The organism is Arsenicicoccus dermatophilus, from assembly GCF_022568795.1.
Taxonomy (GTDB): domain Bacteria; phylum Actinomycetota; class Actinomycetes; order Actinomycetales; family Dermatophilaceae; genus Arsenicicoccus; species Arsenicicoccus dermatophilus.
Map to the genome: position 1 here is coordinate 2,119,016 of NZ_JAKZHU010000001.1, position 18,735 is coordinate 2,137,750.

Genomic DNA, 18,735 nt, shown 5'->3' on the forward strand with positions numbered 1-18,735 from the left:
GGCGGGCGTTCTCGATCCCGCGCCCGGCGGGAACCGCCCCGCGTCTCAGGCCCGGCGGGGGGCCACGACCACCGCCGTGGTCCCCGGACCGACGTGGCAGGCCGTCACCGCGCCGAGCTCGACCGCCTGGACGGAGGTGCCCTCGGGGCAGCGGGCCTGCAGCGCCTCCACCACCTGGTCAGCGCGCAGCTCGGCGTCGAGCTGGTGCACGGTCACGTCGGCGCCGGCGGCTGCGGACTCCACGGCCCGCACCGACCGGTCCACCATCTGCGTGACCGCACGGGTGGCCGTGCGCACCTTGGCGACCGCCTCGATCCGCCCGTCCTCCAGGGCCAGCAACGGCTTGATCGCGAGCGCGGTGCCGAGCAGGGCCGCGGCGCCCCCGACCCGCCCACCCTTGCGCAGGTAGTCCAGCGACTGCACGCAGAAGGTCAGCGTCGTGTCCTGCGCCCGGGCGAGGGCGGCCGCCCCCGCCTCGGCGGCGCTGCCGCCCTCCCCGACGACCTCGGCGGCCGTCTCCACGGCATACCCCAGGCCCATGCCGATGGACCGGCTGTCGACCACCTCCACCGGGATCGGGGAGCGGGTCGCCGCGAGCACCGCGGCCTCCGTCGTCCCGGACAGGTCCGCGGACAGGTGGATCGACAGGATCTCCTCGCAGCCCTGCGCCGCCGCCCGGCGGTAGGCCTCGAGGAAGGCCGCGGGCGACGGGCGGGAGGTGCCGAGCTTCTTGGCGCGGGTGAGGACCTCGGTGAGCTCCTCCCCCGCGATCTCGCCCTCGGGACGTTCGACCCCGTCGGCGACGAGGACCAGCGGCACCACGTCGATGCCGCGCTCGGTCAGCGACGCGGCGGGCAGGCAACCCGTCGAGTCGGTGACCAGGCCCACGCGGGGCACGAGGAGAGGCATCGTCGTCAGCCGGCCACCACGTTGACCAGCTTGGGCGCCCGGACGATCACCTTGCGGACGGTCTTGCCGGCCAGCAGCTCCTGGATGCGGGGCAGCGCGAGCGCCGCGGCCTCCAGGTCGGCCTCGGAGATGTCTGCGGCGACCTCGAGGCGGTCCCGCACCTTGCCCAGGACCTGCACCACGCAGGTGACCGTGTCGTCGACCAGCAGCGCCGGGTCGGCCTGCGGGAAGGGCTGGTGCACCACGGAGTCCGCGTGCCCGAGCCGGTGCCACAGCTCCTCGGCCAGGTGCGGCGCGACCGGCGCGATCATCAGGACCAGCGGCTCGGCGGCCGCGCGGGGCACGACGTCGAGCTTGGTCAGCGCGTTGTTGAGCTCGATCAGCCGCGCGATCGCGGTGTTGAACCGCAGTGCGTCGTAGTCGCGGCCCACCTGGTCGACGGTCCGGTGCAGCAGCCGCTCGACGTCGGCGGGCATCGGGTCCTCGGACACCCGGCAGGCGCCGGTCTCCTCGTCCACGACGACGCGCCACAGCCGCTGCAGGAAGCGCTGCGAGCCCACGACCGCGCGCGTCTCCCAGGGCTTGCTGAGCTCCAGCGGGCCCATGGCCATCTCGTAGACGCGGAAGGTGTCCGCGCCGTACTCGTCGCACATCTCGTCCGGGGAGATGACGTTCTTGAGCGACTTGCCGATCTTGCCGTACTCGCGGTGGACGACCTTGCCCTGCCAGGTGAAGACGCCGTCGGCGCTCTCCGCCACCTCGGCCGCGGGCACGGGCTGACCACGGTCGTCCCGATAGGCATAGGCCTGGATGTAGCCCTGCGAGAAGTACCTGCGGAAGGGCTCGTCCGAGCTCAGGTGGCCCAGGTCGTGCAGCACCTTGACCCAGAAGCGCGCATAGAGCAGGTGCAGCACGGCGTGCTCGACGCCGCCGACGTAGAGGTCGACGCCGCCGGGGTCCTTGGCTCCCTCGGGCGCGCCCGCGACGGGCGCGGACTGCGGACCCATCCAGTAGCGCTCGACCGAGGGGTCCACCAGGGCCTGGTCGTTGGCGGGGTCCAGGTAGCGCAGGAAGTACCAGCACGACCCCGCCCAGTTGGGCATGGTGTTGGTCTCGCGGCGGAAGCGCCGCAGGCCGCGCCCGTCGCCCAGGTCCAGCTCGACGTCGACCCACTCGGTGGCGCGTGACAGCGGCGGCTCCGGCGCGGACGAGTCGTCCTCGGGATCGAAGGTCTTCGGCGAGTAGTCCGGCACGTCCGGCAGCTCGAGCGGCAGCATCGACTCGGGCAGAGCGTGGGCCACGCCGTCCTCGTCGAAGACGATCGGGAAGGGCTCGCCCCAGTAGCGCTGCCGGCTGAACAGCCAGTCGCGCAGGCGGTACGACACCGTCCCCTGCCCCTTGCCGGTGCGCTCGAGGTAGGCGATCATCGCGGCCTTGGCCTCGTCCAGGCGCAGCCCGTCCAGGGAGATCTCGTCGTTGCTCGACGCGATCGCCACGCCCGGCGCGGTGTAGGCCTCGCCCGTGGTCACCGAGCCCGGCCAGGAGTCGTCGCCCTCGGGCGCGACCACGTCGACGATCGGGATCCGCAGCTCGGTGGCGAACTCGAAGTCGCGGGTGTCGTGCGCGGGCACGGCCATGATGGCGCCGGTCCCGTAGCCCATCAGCACGTAGTCCGCGACGAACACCGGCACCTGGCGCCCGTTCACGGGATTCGTGGCGTAGGAGCCGGTGAAGACCCCCGTCTTGGACTTGTCGTCCCTCTGCCGCTCGACGTCGGACTTGCGGGAGGCGGCCTGCTGGTATGCCGACACGGCGGCCCGCGGGGACTCGGCCCCGCCGGTCCACTGCAGCGGGATGGCCTGCGGCCACTCGTCGGTGGTGAGCGCCTCGACCAGCGGGTGCTCGGGCGCCAGAACCATGAACGTCGCGCCGAAGAGCGTGTCGGGGCGCGTGGTGAACACGTCGATGGCCTCGCCGCCCGGCCCGGTGAAGGTCACCCGCGCGCCGTGCGAGCGGCCTACCCAGTTGCGCTGCATGGCCTTGACCTTCTCCGGCCAGTCCACGCGGTCCAGGTCGTCGGCCAGCCGGTCGGCATACGCCGTGATCCGCATCTTCCACTGGCGCAGGTTCTTGCGGAAGACCGGGAAGTTGCCGCGCTCGGAGCGGCCGTCGTTGGTGACCTCCTCGTTGGACAGGACCGTGCCCAGACCAGGAGCCCAGTTGACCGGTGCCTCGTCGGCGTAGGCCAGGCGGTAGCCGTCGACCACGGTGGCCTGCTCGGCCACGGTCAGCTGGTCCCAGGTGCGCCCGGCGAAGGCCTCGGGCAGCGCGCGGGACCCGTCCTGCAGCTGCGGCAGGAGGTCGGCGATCGGGCGGGCCCGACCCAGGCCACCGTCGGGGCGCACGGCGGACTCGTCGTACCAGCTGTCGAAGATCTGCAGGAAGATCCACTGGGTCCAGCGGTAGTAGTCCGGGTCGATGGTGCGGATCGCGCGCCGGTCGTCGTGCCCGAGCCCCAGGCGCCGCAGCTGGCGGGCCATGATCTCGATGTTGGCCTCGGTGGTGGTGCGCGGGTGCTGGCCGGTCTGGACGGCGTACTGCTCCGCCGGCAGGCCGAAGGCGTCGTAGCCCAGGCAGTGCAGGACGTTCTTGCCGGTCATCCGGTGGTAGCGCGCGTAGACGTCGGTCGCGATGTAGCCCAGCGGGTGCCCGACGTGCAGGCCCGCCCCGCTCGGGTAGGGGAACATGTCGAGGACCAGGAGCTTGCGGGCCGCGGTCAGCGGGTTGTCCGGCTCCGCCCAGGGGCCCGCCGGGTTGGGCGCGTGGTAGGTGCCCTCGGCCTGCCAGCGGTCCTGCCAGGCACTCTCGATCTGCCCGGCCAGCATGGCGGTGTAGCGGTGGGGGTGCTCGTCTCGGGTGGCCTCGGCCGCGTCGCTCATGTCTCTCCTCGTCCTCGTGTGGTCTCGCAGCGTGCCCGGACACACAAAGGCCCCTCGCAGGGAGGGGCAGCCGCGCCGATGTCCGACTGGTTCAGCGCGGCCCGATAAGGCGCTGCTGCTGGGAAGCCACGCACCCAGGCTACCGCAGCACGGCCTGCGTCCTTCGCCGCGCGCGTGTGCCAGGCCGCGCCGTCACCCCCCGTAGCATCGACCTGTCCCCACCCCCTACCCGAGAGGCGCCCCATGCCTGCCCAGCCCTGGACCACCGTCGGTGACGGCCCGCACGACGTCCGGCTCGTCGTCGCCGACATGGACGGCACCCTGCTGACCGCGGCCGGCGAGGTGCCCGAGGGTTTCTGGCCCCTCCTCGACGAGATGGGTCGTCGGGGCGTGACCTTCGTCCCCGCGAGCGGACGGCAGCTGGCCACGCTGCAGCGGGTCTTCGAGCGGGCGCCGGCGCGGCTGTCGTACGTCGCGGAGAACGGCACCCTGGTCGTGCACGAGGACGAGGTGGTGTCCACCACGACCGTCTCGGCGGACGTCGCGCGGGAGGTCATCGGCACCGTGCGCGACGCCGTCGCCGAGGGCGCCGACCTGGGGCTCGTGCTGTGCGGGGTCCGCAGCGCCTACGTCGAGCGGACGGACGAGGCCTTCCTCGCCGAGGTGCGCACCTACTACGCCCGGCTGGAGGTCGTCGAGGACCTGACGGCCGTGGACGATGGGGTGCTCAAGCTCGCGGCCTACGACATGGTGGACGCCGAGCGCCACGTCGAGCCGGTCTTCGGCGCGGTCGCGCAGACCCACCAGGTGGTCGTGTCCGGCAAGCACTGGATCGACGTCATGGCCCGCGGCGTGGACAAGGGCCAGGGGGTGCGGGCGCTGCAGGAGCGGCTGGGCGTGTCGCCCGCGCAGACCGCCGTCTTCGGCGACTACCTCAACGACCTGCAGATGCTCGACGCCGGCGACTACTCCTTCGCGATGGCCAACGCCCACCCCGACCTGCTCGCGGCCGCCCGCTACCTCGCCCCGGCCTACGACGAGGACGGCGTGGTGCAGGTGCTCACCCACCTCCTCGCCCGCCGCTAGGGGCACGTGGCGGGGACCACGCGGCGTGTCGTGGCCACGAGTGGCATCTCGAGGCGGACCACGGGCGTTCCGGCAGACGACGAAGGGCCAGGCACTCGGTGCCTGGCCCTTCTTTGGTGGAGCTGAGGGGATTCGAACCCCTGACCCCCTCCATGCCATGGAGGTGCGCTACCAACTGCGCTACAGCCCCTCACGGAACACGTTCCGCGTGGTGTCTCCCCGGCCGTGTCTGCGCCGTTCGACTGGATTACTTTAGCCAGAGTTCACCGCGGCAACCAAATCGGCCACGGCGCCCGCCCCGGCCCCGGTCGAGATCACCGCTCGGTCGGCCACGGCGCACCCTCCACGGCGTCCGGTGCCCCGACGTTCCAGGTGTCGACGCGCCAGGAGCCCGACCGCGCCTGCCCCAGCTCGGTCCAGTGGCAGTTGCGCAGCCCCGAGAGGGTGAGCCAGGCCTGCTGCTGGGGCATGCCGACCAGCTCGGCCGCCAGGGCACGCGCCGCGACGCCGTGCGACACGATCACCGCGAGACCCTCGTCCCCGAGCCGGCCGATGACCTCGTGGGCGCCCTGCAGGGCGCGCGCGGCCACGTCGGCCACGGACTCGCCGGACCGACCCCGGCGGAAGTCCTCGCCCGTCAGCAGCTTGTCCGCGTCCTCGGGATACTCGGCCCGGATCTCCGCGCCCGAGCGGCCCTGCCACTCCCCCACGTGGATCTCGCGGAAACGCTCGTCCCGCTCGACCTGGACGCCGAGCAGCTCACCGACCAGGTCGGCGGTGGCGGCGGCGCGGGCCAGGTCGGAGGAGACGATCAGGTCTGGTCGCCGGGCGGCGAGCACGGGTGCGGCCGCACGGGCCTGCGCCATACCGACCTCGGACAGCTCGACGTCCAGCTGCCCCTGCCAGATCCCGGCCGCGTTGTGCCCGGTCTCGCCGTGACGCAGCACGATGATCCTCTTGCCCATGTCCCACTCCTGCGGTCGCACCACCACGGGCTCCCGACGACGCGCCCGCCGGGTCAGTCTCGCAGGCCCGGCCAGCCGGTGACGCGGGTGGGGTTGTCGGCGTAGGCGTCGTCCTCGTCCTCGCGACCCGCGGGGTCGGGCAGCGCCAGGTCGATCTCGGGGCAGTCCTTCCAGAGCCGCTCCAGGCCGTAGAACTCGCGCTCCTGCGTGTGCTGCACGTGCACGACGATGTCGACGAAGTCGATGAGGACCCAGCGGCCGTCCTTCTCGCCCTCGCGGCGGACGGGCTTGGCGCCGAGCGGGCGCAGCTTGTCCTCGATCTCGTCGACGATGGCCCGGACCTGGCGGTCGTTGGGCGCGGACGCGAGCAGGAAGACGTCGGTCAGGGCCAGCTGGTCGCTGACGTCGAGCGCGACGACGTCGCGGGCGCGCTTGTCGTCGGCGGCGAGAGCGGCGGCCTTGGCCAGCTCGATGGCGCGCGGGGTGGCGGTCACGCAGGGTCCTCCAGGTGGGTGGGGCGAGGCTGGGCCTCGGACGAGGCGGGTGCGTCGGGCTCGACGGCCTCGGGCTCGGTCACCACGGCGGCGAGGCCGAGGTCGCCGGACACGGCGGGAGCCGCGGCGGCATACAGGGTGTACTTGTTGATGTGCTGCACGACCCCGTCGGGCACGAGGTACCACACCGGCTTGCCCGCCGCCACGCGGTCGCGACAGTCGGTGGAGCTGATGGCCATGGCCGGCACCTCGGTGAGGGTGACCCGCTCGGGAGGCAACCCGGACTCGCTGAGGACATAGCCGGGTCGGGTGACGCCGATGAAGTGCGCGAGCCCCCAGAGCTCGTCGACGTCCTTCCAGGACAAGATCTTGGACAGCGCGTCCGCTCCGGTGATGAAGAACAGCTCGGCGTCGGGGTTGAGCCGGCGCAGGTCCCGCAGGGTGTCGATGGTGTATGTCGGGCCCTCGCGGTCGACGTCGACGCGGGACACCGAGAAGCGGGGGTTGGACGCGGTCGCGATCACCGTCATGAGGTAGCGGTGCTCGGCGGGTGACACCTCCTCGGCGTCCTTCTGCCAGGGACGCCCGGTGGGCACGAAGACGACCTCGTCCAGGTCGAAGAGGGACTGGACCTCGCTGGCCGCGACGAGGTGCCCGTGGTGGATGGGGTCGAAGGTCCCACCCATCACCCCGATCCGCAGGCTCAGTGCGCGGTCCCGGGGCTCGTGCCCTGCGCGCCGGGACCGGTGTGGCTGCCGTGCGTGGCGTCGGTGGGGATGCCGGGGGCGAGCTTGGCCGCGGTGTTGCGGAAGGCGTAGGTGATGCCCAGCAGGGCCAGGAAGAGGACGAGCGCCACGACCCCGAACCAGAAGTCGGCGAAGGGCAGCGTCAAGGCGTGCTCGGAGTGGTGGGACTCACCCTCGGCGAGGAGCGCGGCAGAGATCATGCGGGCATGCTACCCGCTCGGGCGGGGGCTGTGCGGGGGCGGACGCGCCCGGGCCTAGGCTGGGGCCATGGTGCCCGAGCTGTCCGTCGTCATCCCCATGTACAACGAGGAGCAGGTGCTCCCCCTGCTGGTGCAGCGGCTCCGTCCGGTGCTCGACGGCCTCGGCGCGAGCTACGAGGTGGTGGCCGTCGACGACGGCTCGCGCGACCAGACGGCGGTGCTGCTGCAGCGCTACCGCCGCGAGTGGCCGCAGCTGCGGGTCGTGCGGCTGCGCGCGAACTCCGGCCACCAGGCGGCGATCTCGGCGGGTCTGGAGTCGGCGGCCGGGGACTACGTGGTGACCCTCGACGCCGACCTGCAGGACCCGCCGGAGACCATCGCGGACATGTTGCACGCGGCCCGTGACGAGGGCGTGGACGTGGTCTACGGCGTGCGCGCGGACCGCTCCACGGACACGGTCTTCAAGCGGGAGACGGCCAAGGCCTTCTACTCCGTGCACTCCCGCCTCACCGGCATGCAGACCGCGGGCAACGCCGGCGACTTCCGGATGATGTCGCGCGCCACCGTGGAGGCGATCAAGGCGCTGCCCGAGCACGGACGGGTGCTGCGCTTCGTGGTGCCGGCGCTGAACTTCCCGTCCACCACGGTGTCCTACCGCCGGGAGGAGCGAGCGGCCGGCGAGTCGAAGTACCCCTTGATGAAGATGGTGATGCTGTCGATCGACTCGATCATCGGCTTCAGCCTCAAGCCCCTGCGCCTGGCCACGTGGTTCGGCTTCGGCGGCTTCGTGCTCTCGCTGTTCTTCATCCTGTATGCCGTGATCGGCCGACTCAGCGGCCACGCGATCGCGGGGTGGGCCTCGACGCTGGCCCTCATCGCCCTCGTCGGCGGCCTCCAGCTGCTCTGCCTCGGCATCCTCGGGGAGTACCTCGGGCGGATGTACCAGCAGATGCAGGACCGCCCGACCTACTTCATCGCCTACGACTCGGGTCACGACCCGGACGACCACCGGTTCGCGCTGCCCCGGTCGGCCCGGGCGGCGACCGGGAGCCTGCCCCCCGCCTCGACGTCGGCCGGGGGCGCCACCCGCGTGGAGCACGCGGTCGTCGAGGACACCCGCGTCCCCGGTCAGGTGCCCACCGACGCCGCTTCCTGAGGGCTCGGTCTCCCGAGGAGCCGGCCTGCCGAGCTCTGGCGACCGACGCGACCCGCCCCCGTCAGCGGCGCCGGGCGACCAGGAACTCGGTCACGCCCGGCAGGTCCCGCACCGGCAGGTGCCGCTCGACGGCGACGACCGCCCGCAGCGCGAGGTTGACCAGCGGGTGCAGCTCCTCCAGGTCGCTGCCCCGGCTGGAGCGGCGCCGGATCGCCACCACGGGGCGCAGCAGGACGTTCCAGGCGAACCTGCGCTCGACCTGGAAGCCCCCGGCCTGCAGCAGGTTCCGGATCTGCCCGCGGGTGTAGCGCCGCACGTGGCCCACGGCGACGTCGTGCTCGGACCACAGCGCCATGTCGACGGGCACCGCCACGAGGAAGGTCCCCCGCGGCCGCAGCAGCCGGTGCACCTCGCGCACGCAGGCGGCGTCGTCGCCCAGGTGCTCGAGCAGGTCGAAGGCCATCACCAGGTCCAGCGACCCGGTCGCGAAGGGCAGCGACGTGGCGTCGGCACGGGTCACCGGCAGCCCCCGGGTCGCCGCCTCCGCGGCGCCGTCGCGGGTGTACTCCAGGGCCACCGCCTGCCAGCCGCGGTCACGCAGCACGCGGGTGTTGCCACCACCGGCGGCCCCGATGTCCAGGGCCCGGCCCGGCGCGAGGCCCTCGATCAACCGGGCCAGGATGTGCCGTCGCTCGGCATACCACCAGTGCCGCTCCTCCAGCCTGGTGAGCTTGCTGACCTCGCTGCGGTCCACGTCAGCCGCGCACCTGGCCGTCGCCCTCGACGACCCACTTGGTGCTCGTGAGCTCCTCGAGCGCCATCGGGCCGCGGGCGTGGAGCTTCTGGGTGGAGATGCCGATCTCGGCGCCGAAGCCGAGCTCGCCGCCGTCGGTGAACCGCGTGGACGCGTTGACCATCACCGCCGCCGAGTCGACCTCCTGCACCCAACGACGCGCGGCGGCGCGGTCCTCGGTGACGATGGCGTCGGTGTGCCCGCTCGACCACCGCCGCACGTGCTCCAACGCCGCGTCCAGCGAGGGAACGACCCGGACGGCGAGATCGAGGGAGAGGTACTCGGTGGCCCAGTCCTCGTCGGTCGCCTCCACCCAGGGGGCGCCGGCGGCCTCGGTCACCTCCCGCAGCTCGGCGGGCGCGTGGATGGTGACGCCTGCCCGGGCGAGCGCCGTCAGCAGCCGCGGCAGGGCCTGGGGCGCCACGGCCTCGTGGACCAGCAGCGACTCGGCGGCGTTGCACACGCTGGTGCGGTGCGTCTTGGCGTTGACGACGATCCGCTCGGCCATGTCCAGGTCGGCGCCGGCATCGACGTACACATGGCAGTTGCCCACGCCCGTCTCGATCGTCGGCACGGTGGACTCGGTGACCACGGTCTGGATGAGCCCGGCCCCGCCGCGCGGGATGAGCAGGTCCAGCTCGCCGCGGGCCGTCATCAGCGCCCGCACCGGGTCGTGACCGGGCGCGTCGAGCAGCTGCACCGCGTCCTCGGCGATCCCCTGGTCCCGCAAGGCTGCTCGCAGGACCTGGACGAGGATCCGGTTGCTGTGCTCGGCGGCGCTTCCGCCGCGCAGGATCGCGGCGTTGCCGGACTTGAGGGCCAGGCCGGCCGCGTCGACGGTGACGTTGGGGCGGGCCTCGTAGATCATGCCCACCACCCCCATCGGCACCCGCACCTGGCGGACCTGCAACCCGGTGGGCGTCGTGGACCCGCGGACCACGTCACCGACCGGGTCGGGCAGGCCGGCCACGTCGCGCAGGCCCTGGGCGCACGCCGCGACCCGCTCCGGCGTGAGCGTGAGCCGGTCCACGAGGTTGGCGCGCATCCCGGCGGCCGACTCGCGCCGCACGTCCTGGGCGTTGGCGGCGACGATCTCGTCGGTGGCAGCCTCCAGCGCGTCGGCCATGGCGCGCAGCGCGGCGTCCTTGCGGCCCCGTGGCAGCAGGGCGAGCTCGCGGGCGGCGGTGCGGGCACGGGCGGCCAGCCCGGAGACGAGCTCGCGGGCCGCGGGGTCGAGGGGCGTCGTCATGAGGGCCATCCAACCGTATGCCGCGCCCGATCGCCCACGCTGCTCACGGCCGGAGCAGGCCGTGGTGGCACGGCTGTCGGTCCCGCGGGGGTCGCGTCGTCCACCCCTGCCGCTGACCCAGGAGGTCCGCGGTCGGCGTCAGAGCAGGGCGAGGTCGTCGCGGTGGATCACCACGCGGCGGTAGTGCTCGCCGAGGGCTTCCCCCAGCTGCCGGGTGCTCTTGCCGAGCATGGCGGGGAGCTCCGTCGACGCGTAGTTGACCAGCCCACGACCCACGACGCGCCCCGCCTCGTCGGCCACGTCCACGGCGTCGCCCTCGTCGAAGGACCCCGACACGGCGACGATCCCGGCCGGCAGCAGCGAGGTGCGCCGCTGCACGACGGCCGCCACGGCCCCCGCGTCCAGGACCAGCTGCCCCTTGGCGTCGGACGCGTGCTGCAGCCACAGCAGCCGCCCCCGCGGGCGCACCGGGGCCGCGGTGAACAGGGTCCCGACCTCCTCGCCCGCCAGGACCTCGCCCGCGAGGGCTGCCGAGGTGACGACGGCGGGTATGCCGGCGCCTGCGGCGATGCGGGCGGCCTCGAGCTTGGTGGTCATCCCGCCCGTGCCGACCGAGCTGCCGGAGCCGGCGACCACGATCCCCTCCAGGTCGGCGGGCGACGCCACCACGGGGATGCGGCGGGCGCCCGGCCGCGTCGGCGGTCCGTCATACACCGCGTCGACGTCGGAGAGCAGCACCAGGGCGTCGGCCTTGACCAGGTGCGCCACCAGCGCGGCCAGCCGGTCGTTGTCGCCGAACCGGATCTCCTGGGTGGCCACCGAGTCGTTCTCGTTGACGACGGGGACCACCCCGAGGTGGAGCAGCCGCACCAGGGTCCGCCGGGCGTTGACGTAGTGCGAGCGCCGGGTGACGTCCATCTCGGTGAGCAGCACCTGCCCGACCCGGGCCCCGTGATCGGCGAAGGCTGCGGTGTAGGCCGCCACCAGGGCGCCCTGCCCCACCGCGGCGGCCGCCTGCTGGGTCGCCAGGTCGCGGGGGCGCCGGGAGAGCCCGAGCGGGTTGAGCCCGGCGGCGATGGCGCCCGAGGAGACCAGGACCACCTGGGCGCCGGCGGCGCGGCGCGCGGCGATGGCCCCGACCAGGCGGTCGATGGCCGCCAGGTCGAGGTCGCCGTCGGCCCCGGTGAGCGAGGACGAGCCGACCTTGACGACGATCCGGCCCGCCCGCGTGATCAGCTCCCGCGGCATCGGCTCAGTCGTCCTCGTCGTCCCGGACCGTGGCCCAGTGGCCGGCGCGCCGCTCGGCGGCCAGCTCCGCGGCCGTGGCGCGGCGGGCGGCCTTGAGGTCGGCGAGCTCCTCGCGCTTCTCGGCGCGGGTGGGTCGGTAGGCACCCTCGGCCTGCTCGAGGCGCAGGTCGGTGCCGCGGCGGCCGAGCAGCTCGGCACCCGACGCGACGGTGGGCTCCCAGTCGAAGACGACGGCGTCGTCCTCGGCACCGATGAGCACCGTGTCCCCGGCGACCGCGCCGACCTTGTAGAGCTCCTCCTCGACCCCGAGGCGCCCGAGCCGGTCCGCGAGGTAGCCGACGGCCTCGTCGTTGCTGAAGTCCGTCTGCCGCACCCAGCGGGTCGGTCGCTCGCCGACGATGCGGTAGACCACGCCGTCGGAGGTGTTCTCCTTGCGGATGGTGAAGCCCTGGTCGTCGACGGCCTTGGGGCGCAGCACGATCCGCTGCGGGACGACTGCCTCGACCTCGCGCCGGCTGGCCTCGACGTGACGCGCCAGGGAGTAGGTCAGGTCCTTCAGCCCGGTGCGGGCGACCGCGGAGACGACGTGCACCTCCAGGCCGCGGGCCTCCAGGTCCGGGCGCACGAACTCGGCGAGCTCCTCGGCCTCGGGGACATCGGCCTTGTTGAGCACGATGATGCGGGTGCGCTCGGTCAGCGGGCGGCCGCCGAGCGTCTCGTCGGGGACGTAGAGCGACAGCTCGCGCTCGATGGCCTCGAGGTCGCTCATCGGGTCGCGGTCCGGCTCGAGGGTGGCGCAGTCCACGACGTGCACGAGCACCGAGCAGCGCTCCACGTGCCGCAGGAACTCCAGACCCAGGCCCTTGCCCTCGTGGGCGCCGGGGATCAGGCCGGGGACGTCGGCGATGGTGTAGCGCGCCGAGCCCGCCGTGACGACACCGAGGTTGGGCACGAGGGTGGTGAAGGGATAGTCGGCGATCTTGGGCCGGGCGCTGGACAGGACGGACACGAGGGAGGACTTGCCCGCGGAGGGGAAGCCGATCAGCGCCACGTCGGCGAGCGTCTTGAGCTCCAACACGACGTCGAGCTCGTCGCCCGGCTCGCCGAGCAGCGCGAATCCGGGGGCCTTGCGCCGGGTCGAGGCGAGGGCCTTGTTGCCGAGCCCGCCGCGGCCACCGCGGGCGAGCACGAACTCCTCGCCCATGGCGACCAGGTCGGCGATCAGACGGCCGTCCTTGTCCTTGACGACGGTGCCGGCGGGGACGCCGAGCACCAGGTCCTCGCCGTCGGCGCCGTTGCGCTCGTCGCCCTCGCCGGGCTTGCCGTTGCCGGCCTTGCGGTGCGGGCCGTGGTGGTAGTCGAGCAGCGTGGTCTTCTGCGGGTCGACGCGCAGGACGACCGAGCCGCCGCGGCCGCCGTTGCCCCCGTCGGGGCCCCCCAGCGGCTTGAACTTCTCGCGGTGCACGGACGCGACGCCGTGCCCGCCGTTGCCGGCCTGCACGTGCAGGGTCACGCGATCGACGAAGCTCGCCATGAGGTGTGTCCTTCCAGGTGGCAGCCGGTCCGGCTCCCAGGGTAACGACGGACGCTTCTCGCCCGTGACAGGCCGCGAGGGTGCAGGCACGTGGCCTGCACCCTCGCGTGGGTCTGCGCTGCGGGCCTCAGCCCGGGATCGTCACGCTCCGGCGACGATGTTGACGACCTTGCGGCCGCGCTTGGTGCCGAACTCGACCGCACCGGGGGTGAGGGCGAACAGCGTGTCGTCCTTGCCCCGGCCGACGTTGGCGCCGGGGTGGAAGTGCGTGCCGCGCTGGCGGACGATGATCTCGCCGGCGTTGACGAGCTGGCCGCCGAAGCGCTTGACGCCAAGGCGCTGCGCGTTGGAGTCGCGACCGTTCTTGGAGCTGGAAGCACCCTTCTTGTGTGCCATGAGTAAGCCTGCCTTCGAATCCGTGTGAGCTGGGGTGGGCGAGGAGGCTCAGGCCTCGATCGCGGTGACCTTGATCTGGGTCGTCGGCTGACGGTGACCCTGACGCTTCTTGTAGCCGGTCTTGTTCTTGTACTTCTGGATGACGATCTTGGGGCCCTTGGTCGCCTTGACGACCTCGGCCTTGACCGTGACCTTGGCCAGCGCGTCGGCGTCGCTGGTGACGGTGGCGCCGTCGACGACGAGGAGGGGCTGGAGCTCGATGGACTCGCCGGGCTTGGTGGTCACCTTGTCGACGATGAGGACGTCGCCCACGGAGACCTTCTCCTGGCGCCCGCCTGCGCGAACAATCGCATACATGTTGCAGACTCGCTTCTGTTGAGGATGTGCACGGCAGCCACTTCGTTGACCGGCCCCCGATCGCAGGGCCGAGCGGGGCTCGGCCGGGACCTGACACTGTGTCGAGGTCGCGCGGGGGACGGTGGACGCACCGAAGATCTAGCGTACCCGCGCCGTGGGGCCCCGGCCAAATCTCCGGCCGGGGCCCCACGGGTGGTCGATCGTGCTCAGTCGTCGGTCGCGAGCGGCTTCGGAGGGCCGGCGGGGGCGACCACGCGGCCCCGCTTGCGACGGCGCGGCTTCTCCGGGGCCGGCTCCTGGGCGAGGAGTGGGCTCGCCGGTACGGCGACCCCCTCGTCCTCGGTCGGCCCCCCGGGCGCGTCCGGCCCGGAGACCTCGGCCGCCTCCGTGCCGTCGACGGGGGTCACGTCGGGCTGTCCGCCCGCGGGGGTGCCAAGGGCGGTGGACATGGCCTCGTCGATCGCGCGGGCGACCTCGTCGGCGCTGGCGGGCGCGTCGTCGTCGGCTCCCGGCTGGGCGGCCGCCATCGCCGCGGCGTGGGCCGCCGCCGCGATCTGCGCCGGCGTCGGGCCCGCGTCCTCCACCCGGCTCCGCGACTCGGAGCGGGACTCCGGGCGCGCCTCGGACCGCGCGGGCTGGGCAGCCTGCGCGGACTGCCCCTTGCCCTTGCGCCCGCGGCGGCCACCACGCTCCTCGCCGTGGTCCACACCGGACTCGGTGCCGGGGGCGACCGGGGTCGAGGAGATGAGGATGCCGCGGCCGTTGCAGTGCTCGCAGGTGGTGGAGAAGGACTCGATGAGCCCCGTGCCCACCCGCTTGCGGGTCATCTGGACCAGGCCGAGGGAGGTGACCTCGGCGACCTGGTGCTTGGTGCGATCGCGGCCCAGGCACTCGACCAGGCGGCGCACCACGAGGTCGCGGTTGGACTCCAGGACCATGTCGATGAAGTCGACGACGATGATGCCGCCGATGTCGCGCAGCCGCAGCTGACGGACGATCTCCTCGGCCGCCTCGATGTTGTTCTTGGTGACGGTCTCCTCGAGGTTGCCGCCCTGGCCGACGAACTTGCCGGTGTTGACGTCGATGACCGTCATCGCCTCGGTGCGGTCGATGACCAGCGAGCCGCCCGAGGGCAGCCAGACCTTGCGATCCATGGCCTTGGCCAGCTGCTCGTCGATGCGGTGCCCGGCGAAGACGTCCTTCTCCCCCGTCCAGCGCTCCAGGCGCGGCGCCAGGTCCGGGGCCACGGACTCGACGTACGACGAGACCGTCCGCCATACCTGCTCGCCGGAGACGACCAGCGAGGAGAAGTCCTCGTTGAAGACGTCCCGGATGACCCGGACGGTCAGGTCCGGCTCGCCGTGCAGCAGCGACGGGGCGCTGGTGCGGGGCGCCTTGGCCTTGGCCTGGATCTCGTCCCAGGTGTGGGTGAGGCGGGCGACGTCGGCGCGCAGCTCCTCCTCGCTCGCCCCCTCGGCCGCCGTGCGGACGATCACGCCGGCGTCGGCGGGCATGACCTCCCTGAGGATCTTCTTGAGCCGGGCGCGCTCGTTGTCGGGCAGCTTGCGGCTGATCCCGGTCATCGAGCTGCCGGGGACGAAGACGAGGTAGCGGCCGGGCAGCGAGATCTGCGAGGTCAGGCGCGCGCCCTTGTGACCCATCGGGTCCTTGGTGGCCTGGACGAGCACGGTGTCGCCGGAGCGCAGGGCGTTCTCGATGCGGCGGGCCTGACCGTTCTCCAGGCCCGCGGCATCCCAGTTGACCTCGCCGGCATACAGGACCGCGTTGCGCCCCTTGCCGATGTCGACGAAGGCCGCCTCCATCGAGGGCAGGACGTTCTGCACCCGGCCGAGGTAGATGTTGCCCGCGATCGAGGTCGAGCTCGCCGACTGCTCACGGGAGACGTAGTGCTCGACGAGGACGCCGTCCTCCAGCACCGCGATCTGGGTGCGGTCGCCCGCGTCCCGGACCACCATGGTGCGCTCCACGCTCTCGCGGCGCGCCAGGAACTCCGCCTCGGTGATGATCGTGCGGCGACGACCGGCCTCGCGGCCCTCGCGGCGGCGCTGCTTCTTGGCCTCCAGGCGGGTCGATCCCTTGATGCCGGTGGCCTCCCCGCGGCGCGCGTCCCGCACCTTGGTGACGGTGCCCGGCGGGTCCTCGTCGCCGCCACCGGCCCCGGAGCGGCGACGACGGCGCCGACGACGGCTCGAGCTGGTCCCCTCGTCGTCCTCGTCACCCTCGGAGGTCTCGGTCTCGGTCTCGTCGGTGTCCGTCTCGCCGGCCCGGTCGCCACGGCCCTTGCGGCCCCGGCGCCGGCGGCCCCGGCGGGACCCGCCGGCGGTCTCGTCGTCGTCCCCGTCGTCGGACGCCTCAGGCTCGGCGACGTCGTCGGTCGACTCGTCACCGGCCTCGTCGGTGCCCGAGCTCTCGAGCTCGTCCTCGCCGCCACGGCGGCGACCCTTGCCCCCGCGACGGCGGCGCCGGGGGGTCGACTCGTCGTCGCCGTCCTCGACGGCCGGCTCGGCCGCGGTCTGCGGCGACACGTCGTCGCGGGGAGCGTCGCGGTCGGCACGCTCGACCACCTCGTCACGCTGGACCGTCGAGGGGTCGACGCTCGGCGAGGTGGCGCGGCGGTGACGACGCACGGCGGTGGTGTCGGGAGCCTGGAAGAGCAAACCGAACGGCGAGGACGGCGCCGGGGACTCGTCCCCGGCGGGGGTGACCGGGATCGTGGCGATCAGGTCGTCGAGCTCGTCGTCGCCCAGGACCGTCAGGGCCAGATCCGCGACCTCGTCGTCGGACTCCTCCGCATCGACCTCGACGGCGATCTGCGCGACCCGCTGTGCCTCGTCGGGCGCGGCGGGGGACTCGTGCTCGGCGGAAGCCGCGGGCCGGGCCTCGTCCGCGGCGGCGGGCACGACCTCGTCGGTCGCGGTCCCCGAGGTCAGACCGGGCACCGGGGCCTCGGGGGAGTCCGCCCCGGCGAGGGAGTCGGTCATGGTGCTCGTGACGGCCGCGGCCTTCTTGGTCGCCCGGCGGGCGCGCTTGCGGACGGGCGGCTGCTCGTCCGGGAGGGTGGCGGCGGTGGCCCGGGCGTCGCCACCGTCGACCTCGGTGCCCGGGGTGCCCAGGGAGTCCTCGGCAGCGTCGGGCTCGACCGGCACGGGGGCCGCCGCGGCCTTCTTGGCCGCGGTCTTGCGCGGGGCGCGCTTGGTGGCGGTGGTCTTGCGGGCGCGGGTGGCGCGCTTGGCGGGGGCAGGCTCGGCCGCCGGGGCCTCGCCGGCTGCCGGCTCCGCGGCGCCGTCCTCACCGGTGGTGGTCGGGTCGGTGCCCGGCTCGGCGCCGGTGGACTCGGGCGCCGCCTGCGTCTGCACGACCGGGCTGGTGCCCGTCTCGGCGATCTGGCCGGGCTGCCGGTCGACGGGCAGCCCCTCGTGCACCTCGGTGGTGGTGTCGGGTGCGTCCTGCTGGTCGGGTGCCATGCGGCGATCCCTTCTCGACCACGGATGACGTCCACCCGTGGCGCAGGATGCGCCTCGCCACCGCGTGGTGCGCGGTCGTCGTCGTCGACGAGGCGGCTGCCCCGACGACGGAAGTCGTCTGCTACACCGGCATGGCTCGCGCCAGGCGCGTCACCTCCGGTGCCGGCGATCCGCAACGGGCCTCACGAGACCGCCACGTGGCTGGGTCTCGGCGGGACGGGCGGCCTGCGGCCGCATCACCGCGTCGTCCGTTGTGATGTCGTCGGGTCGGCGATGCGGGGTGAACGCATCGTGACCGCGGTCAGTATCGCACAACGACCTCCGTCCAGCCCGTCGGCGACCACGCACGGTCACCTTCGGCGTGGCGCCCGGGTCTTCAGACGAGGGGATCTCCGATCGCCAGGTCGGCCTCGTCGAGGGGCCCCTGCACCAGCCGCGTCATCAGGGGGGTCACCTCGGGCAGCCCCTCCCCCGTCGCCCGCAGGGCGGTGACGAGGTCGTCGGGTCGCACCGCGGGCGTGGTGTGACGGACGATCGCCCGCAGCAGGACCGCGCCCTCGCTCGTGGCCACCCCCGCGCTGCGGGCACGGCCGGCGGCGGTGTCCAGGTCCAGGTCGAGGACCGCGGAGCGCACGTCGAAGGTCCGCAGCCCGGACTTCGTCATACGGCTGATCTCCACCTGCTCGGCCGACCGGAAGGCCGCCACGGTGCGCTCGACCTGCCCGCGCTGCTCCTCCGACAGGCCACGCAGCTCGACGATCCACTCCGAGGCCAGCAGCCGGTCGGCGAGCGATCCGGGCAGCGCGTCCGCGGCCTCCAGGACGTCGATCCCCTCGGGCAGGGCCAGGTCCAGGGCGGCGCGGACCCGGTCCGGGTCGACACGCTCGGTCACCGCGATCTCGAAGTACTCCGCCTCGGACGCGGTTCCCGTCGGCGCGGCGTTGGCATAGCTGATCTTGGGGTGCGGGTGGAAGCCCGCGGAGTAGGCCATCGGCACGCCCGCCCGGCGCAGCGCCCGCTCCAGGGCCCGCTGGAAGTCCCGGGTCGAGCTGAACCGCAGCCGTCCCCGCTTCGCGTAGCGCAGCCGGATCTTCTGGACCGCGGGCGGCGGAGGAGGGCCTTCGGGGGTGCGCTGACGAGCCATGAGGCCCAAGGGTACGGGAGCGGCGGCGTGCTGC

16 protein-coding genes and 1 tRNA gene are annotated in these 18,735 nt (G+C 73.3%); 2 read left to right on the forward strand and 15 right to left on the reverse strand.

Translation table 11 applies throughout. The annotated features are described in order from the left end of the window. Positions 1-45: 45 nt before the first annotated feature. Positions 46-909 (reverse strand): DegV family protein, encoded by an 864-nt coding sequence (locus tag MM438_RS09760; RefSeq protein WP_241452272.1) that lies wholly within the window; start codon positions 907-909, stop codon positions 46-48. A 5-nt stretch (positions 910-914) separates the two neighbouring features. Continuing rightward, entirely contained in the window at positions 915-3,848 is a 2,934-nt protein-coding gene (leuS, locus tag MM438_RS09765) for a leucine--tRNA ligase (protein WP_241452273.1), read from the reverse strand. 243 nt (positions 3,849-4,091) lie between these two features. On the opposite strand from leuS, the gene MM438_RS09770 reads away from it, so the two are divergent. Next, the gene (locus MM438_RS09770; RefSeq protein ID WP_241452274.1) at positions 4,092-4,934 is read left to right on the forward strand and encodes a Cof-type HAD-IIB family hydrolase; all 843 of its coding nucleotides are present in this window, start codon (positions 4,092-4,094) and stop codon (positions 4,932-4,934) included. A gap of 114 nt (positions 4,935-5,048) precedes the next feature. Here the strand turns inward: MM438_RS09770 and MM438_RS09775 are convergent. The 5 genes from MM438_RS09775 to MM438_RS09795 form a co-directional block, all read right to left on the reverse strand. Next, a tRNA-Ala gene (locus tag MM438_RS09775) sits at positions 5,049-5,124 on the reverse strand. A 124-nt stretch (positions 5,125-5,248) separates the two neighbouring features. Further along, a complete protein-coding gene (locus tag MM438_RS09780) occupies positions 5,249-5,899 on the reverse strand; it encodes a histidine phosphatase family protein (protein ID WP_241452275.1) in 651 nt (216 codons plus the stop codon). A 53-nt stretch (positions 5,900-5,952) separates the two neighbouring features. After that, positions 5,953-6,393, reverse strand: a complete 441-nt coding sequence (rsfS, locus tag MM438_RS09785) for a ribosome silencing factor (RefSeq protein WP_241452277.1) — start codon at positions 6,391-6,393, stop codon at positions 5,953-5,955. After that, positions 6,390-7,079 carry a nicotinate-nucleotide adenylyltransferase gene (gene nadD, locus MM438_RS09790; protein WP_241452279.1) on the reverse strand — a complete coding sequence of 230 codons (690 nt, stop codon included), beginning with the start codon at positions 7,077-7,079 and terminating at the stop codon, positions 6,390-6,392. The genes rsfS and nadD overlap by 4 nt, the downstream gene beginning before the upstream one ends. Before the next feature lie 17 nt (positions 7,080-7,096). Beyond that, on the reverse strand, positions 7,097-7,339 hold the full coding sequence (locus tag MM438_RS09795; protein WP_241452280.1) for a hypothetical protein: 243 nt from the start codon (positions 7,337-7,339) through the stop codon (positions 7,097-7,099). A gap of 67 nt (positions 7,340-7,406) precedes the next feature. Between MM438_RS09795 and MM438_RS09800 the strand changes: the two genes are divergently transcribed. Continuing rightward, complete coding sequence (locus MM438_RS09800) at positions 7,407-8,495, forward strand: glycosyltransferase family 2 protein (RefSeq protein ID WP_241452281.1); 1,089 nt, start codon at positions 7,407-7,409, stop codon at positions 8,493-8,495. A 61-nt stretch (positions 8,496-8,556) separates the two neighbouring features. Here MM438_RS09800 and MM438_RS09805 read toward each other — a convergent pair whose 3' ends face one another. The 8 genes from MM438_RS09805 to MM438_RS09840 form a co-directional block, all read right to left on the reverse strand. Then, complete coding sequence (locus MM438_RS09805; protein ID WP_241452282.1) at positions 8,557-9,249, reverse strand: class I SAM-dependent methyltransferase; 693 nt, start codon at positions 9,247-9,249, stop codon at positions 8,557-8,559. 1 nt (position 9,250) lies between these two features. Next, a complete protein-coding gene (locus MM438_RS09810) occupies positions 9,251-10,537 on the reverse strand; it encodes a glutamate-5-semialdehyde dehydrogenase (protein WP_241452283.1) in 1,287 nt (428 codons plus the stop codon). A gap of 138 nt (positions 10,538-10,675) precedes the next feature. Then, the gene (proB, locus tag MM438_RS09815) at positions 10,676-11,785 is read right to left on the reverse strand and encodes a glutamate 5-kinase (protein ID WP_241452284.1); all 1,110 of its coding nucleotides are present in this window, start codon (positions 11,783-11,785) and stop codon (positions 10,676-10,678) included. 4 nt (positions 11,786-11,789) lie between these two features. Further along, positions 11,790-13,319 (reverse strand): GTPase ObgE, encoded by a 1,530-nt coding sequence (gene obgE, locus MM438_RS09820; protein WP_241452285.1) that lies wholly within the window; start codon positions 13,317-13,319, stop codon positions 11,790-11,792. Positions 13,320-13,460: 141 nt separating this feature from the next. Continuing rightward, entirely contained in the window at positions 13,461-13,715 is a 255-nt protein-coding gene (gene rpmA, locus MM438_RS09825; protein WP_241452286.1) for a 50S ribosomal protein L27, read from the reverse strand. A gap of 48 nt (positions 13,716-13,763) precedes the next feature. After that, entirely contained in the window at positions 13,764-14,072 is a 309-nt protein-coding gene (gene rplU, locus MM438_RS09830) for a 50S ribosomal protein L21 (RefSeq protein ID WP_241452288.1), read from the reverse strand. Between the two features lie 206 nt (positions 14,073-14,278). Continuing rightward, positions 14,279-17,557, reverse strand: coding sequence for an Rne/Rng family ribonuclease (locus tag MM438_RS09835; protein ID WP_241452289.1), 3,279 nt, complete (start codon positions 17,555-17,557; stop codon positions 14,279-14,281). 376 nt (positions 17,558-17,933) lie between these two features. Next, positions 17,934-18,701 (reverse strand): TIGR03936 family radical SAM-associated protein, encoded by a 768-nt coding sequence (locus MM438_RS09840; RefSeq protein ID WP_241452290.1) that lies wholly within the window; start codon positions 18,699-18,701, stop codon positions 17,934-17,936. Positions 18,702-18,735: the final 34 nt, after the last annotated feature.

What these genes read in the sequence shown, in the direction of transcription:
- MM438_RS09795 (WP_241452280.1), bottom strand. Translation starts at nt 7,339, where the DNA reads ATGATCTCTGCCGCGCTCCTCGCCGAGGGTGAGTCCCACCACTCCGAG.
- MM438_RS09835 (WP_241452289.1), bottom strand. Translation starts at nt 17,557, where the DNA reads ATGGCACCCGACCAGCAGGACGCACCCGACACCACCACCGAGGTGCAC.
- MM438_RS09840 (WP_241452290.1), bottom strand. Translation starts at nt 18,701, where the DNA reads ATGGCTCGTCAGCGCACCCCCGAAGGCCCTCCTCCGCCGCCCGCGGTC.
- nadD (WP_241452279.1), bottom strand. Translation starts at nt 7,079, where the DNA reads ATGGGTGGGACCTTCGACCCCATCCACCACGGGCACCTCGTCGCGGCC.
- MM438_RS09800 (WP_241452281.1), top strand. Translation starts at nt 7,407, where the DNA reads ATGGTGCCCGAGCTGTCCGTCGTCATCCCCATGTACAACGAGGAGCAG.
- rplU (WP_241452288.1), bottom strand. Translation starts at nt 14,072, where the DNA reads ATGTATGCGATTGTTCGCGCAGGCGGGCGCCAGGAGAAGGTCTCCGTG.
- obgE (WP_241452285.1), bottom strand. Translation starts at nt 13,319, where the DNA reads ATGGCGAGCTTCGTCGATCGCGTGACCCTGCACGTGCAGGCCGGCAAC.
- MM438_RS09770 (WP_241452274.1), top strand. Translation starts at nt 4,092, where the DNA reads ATGCCTGCCCAGCCCTGGACCACCGTCGGTGACGGCCCGCACGACGTC.
- MM438_RS09760 (WP_241452272.1), bottom strand. Translation starts at nt 909, where the DNA reads ATGCCTCTCCTCGTGCCCCGCGTGGGCCTGGTCACCGACTCGACGGGT.
- proB (WP_241452284.1), bottom strand. Translation starts at nt 11,785, where the DNA reads ATGCCGCGGGAGCTGATCACGCGGGCGGGCCGGATCGTCGTCAAGGTC.
- leuS (WP_241452273.1), bottom strand. Translation starts at nt 3,848, where the DNA reads ATGAGCGACGCGGCCGAGGCCACCCGAGACGAGCACCCCCACCGCTAC.
- MM438_RS09780 (WP_241452275.1), bottom strand. Translation starts at nt 5,899, where the DNA reads ATGGGCAAGAGGATCATCGTGCTGCGTCACGGCGAGACCGGGCACAAC.
- MM438_RS09810 (WP_241452283.1), bottom strand. Translation starts at nt 10,537, where the DNA reads ATGACGACGCCCCTCGACCCCGCGGCCCGCGAGCTCGTCTCCGGGCTG.
- rpmA (WP_241452286.1), bottom strand. Translation starts at nt 13,715, where the DNA reads ATGGCACACAAGAAGGGTGCTTCCAGCTCCAAGAACGGTCGCGACTCC.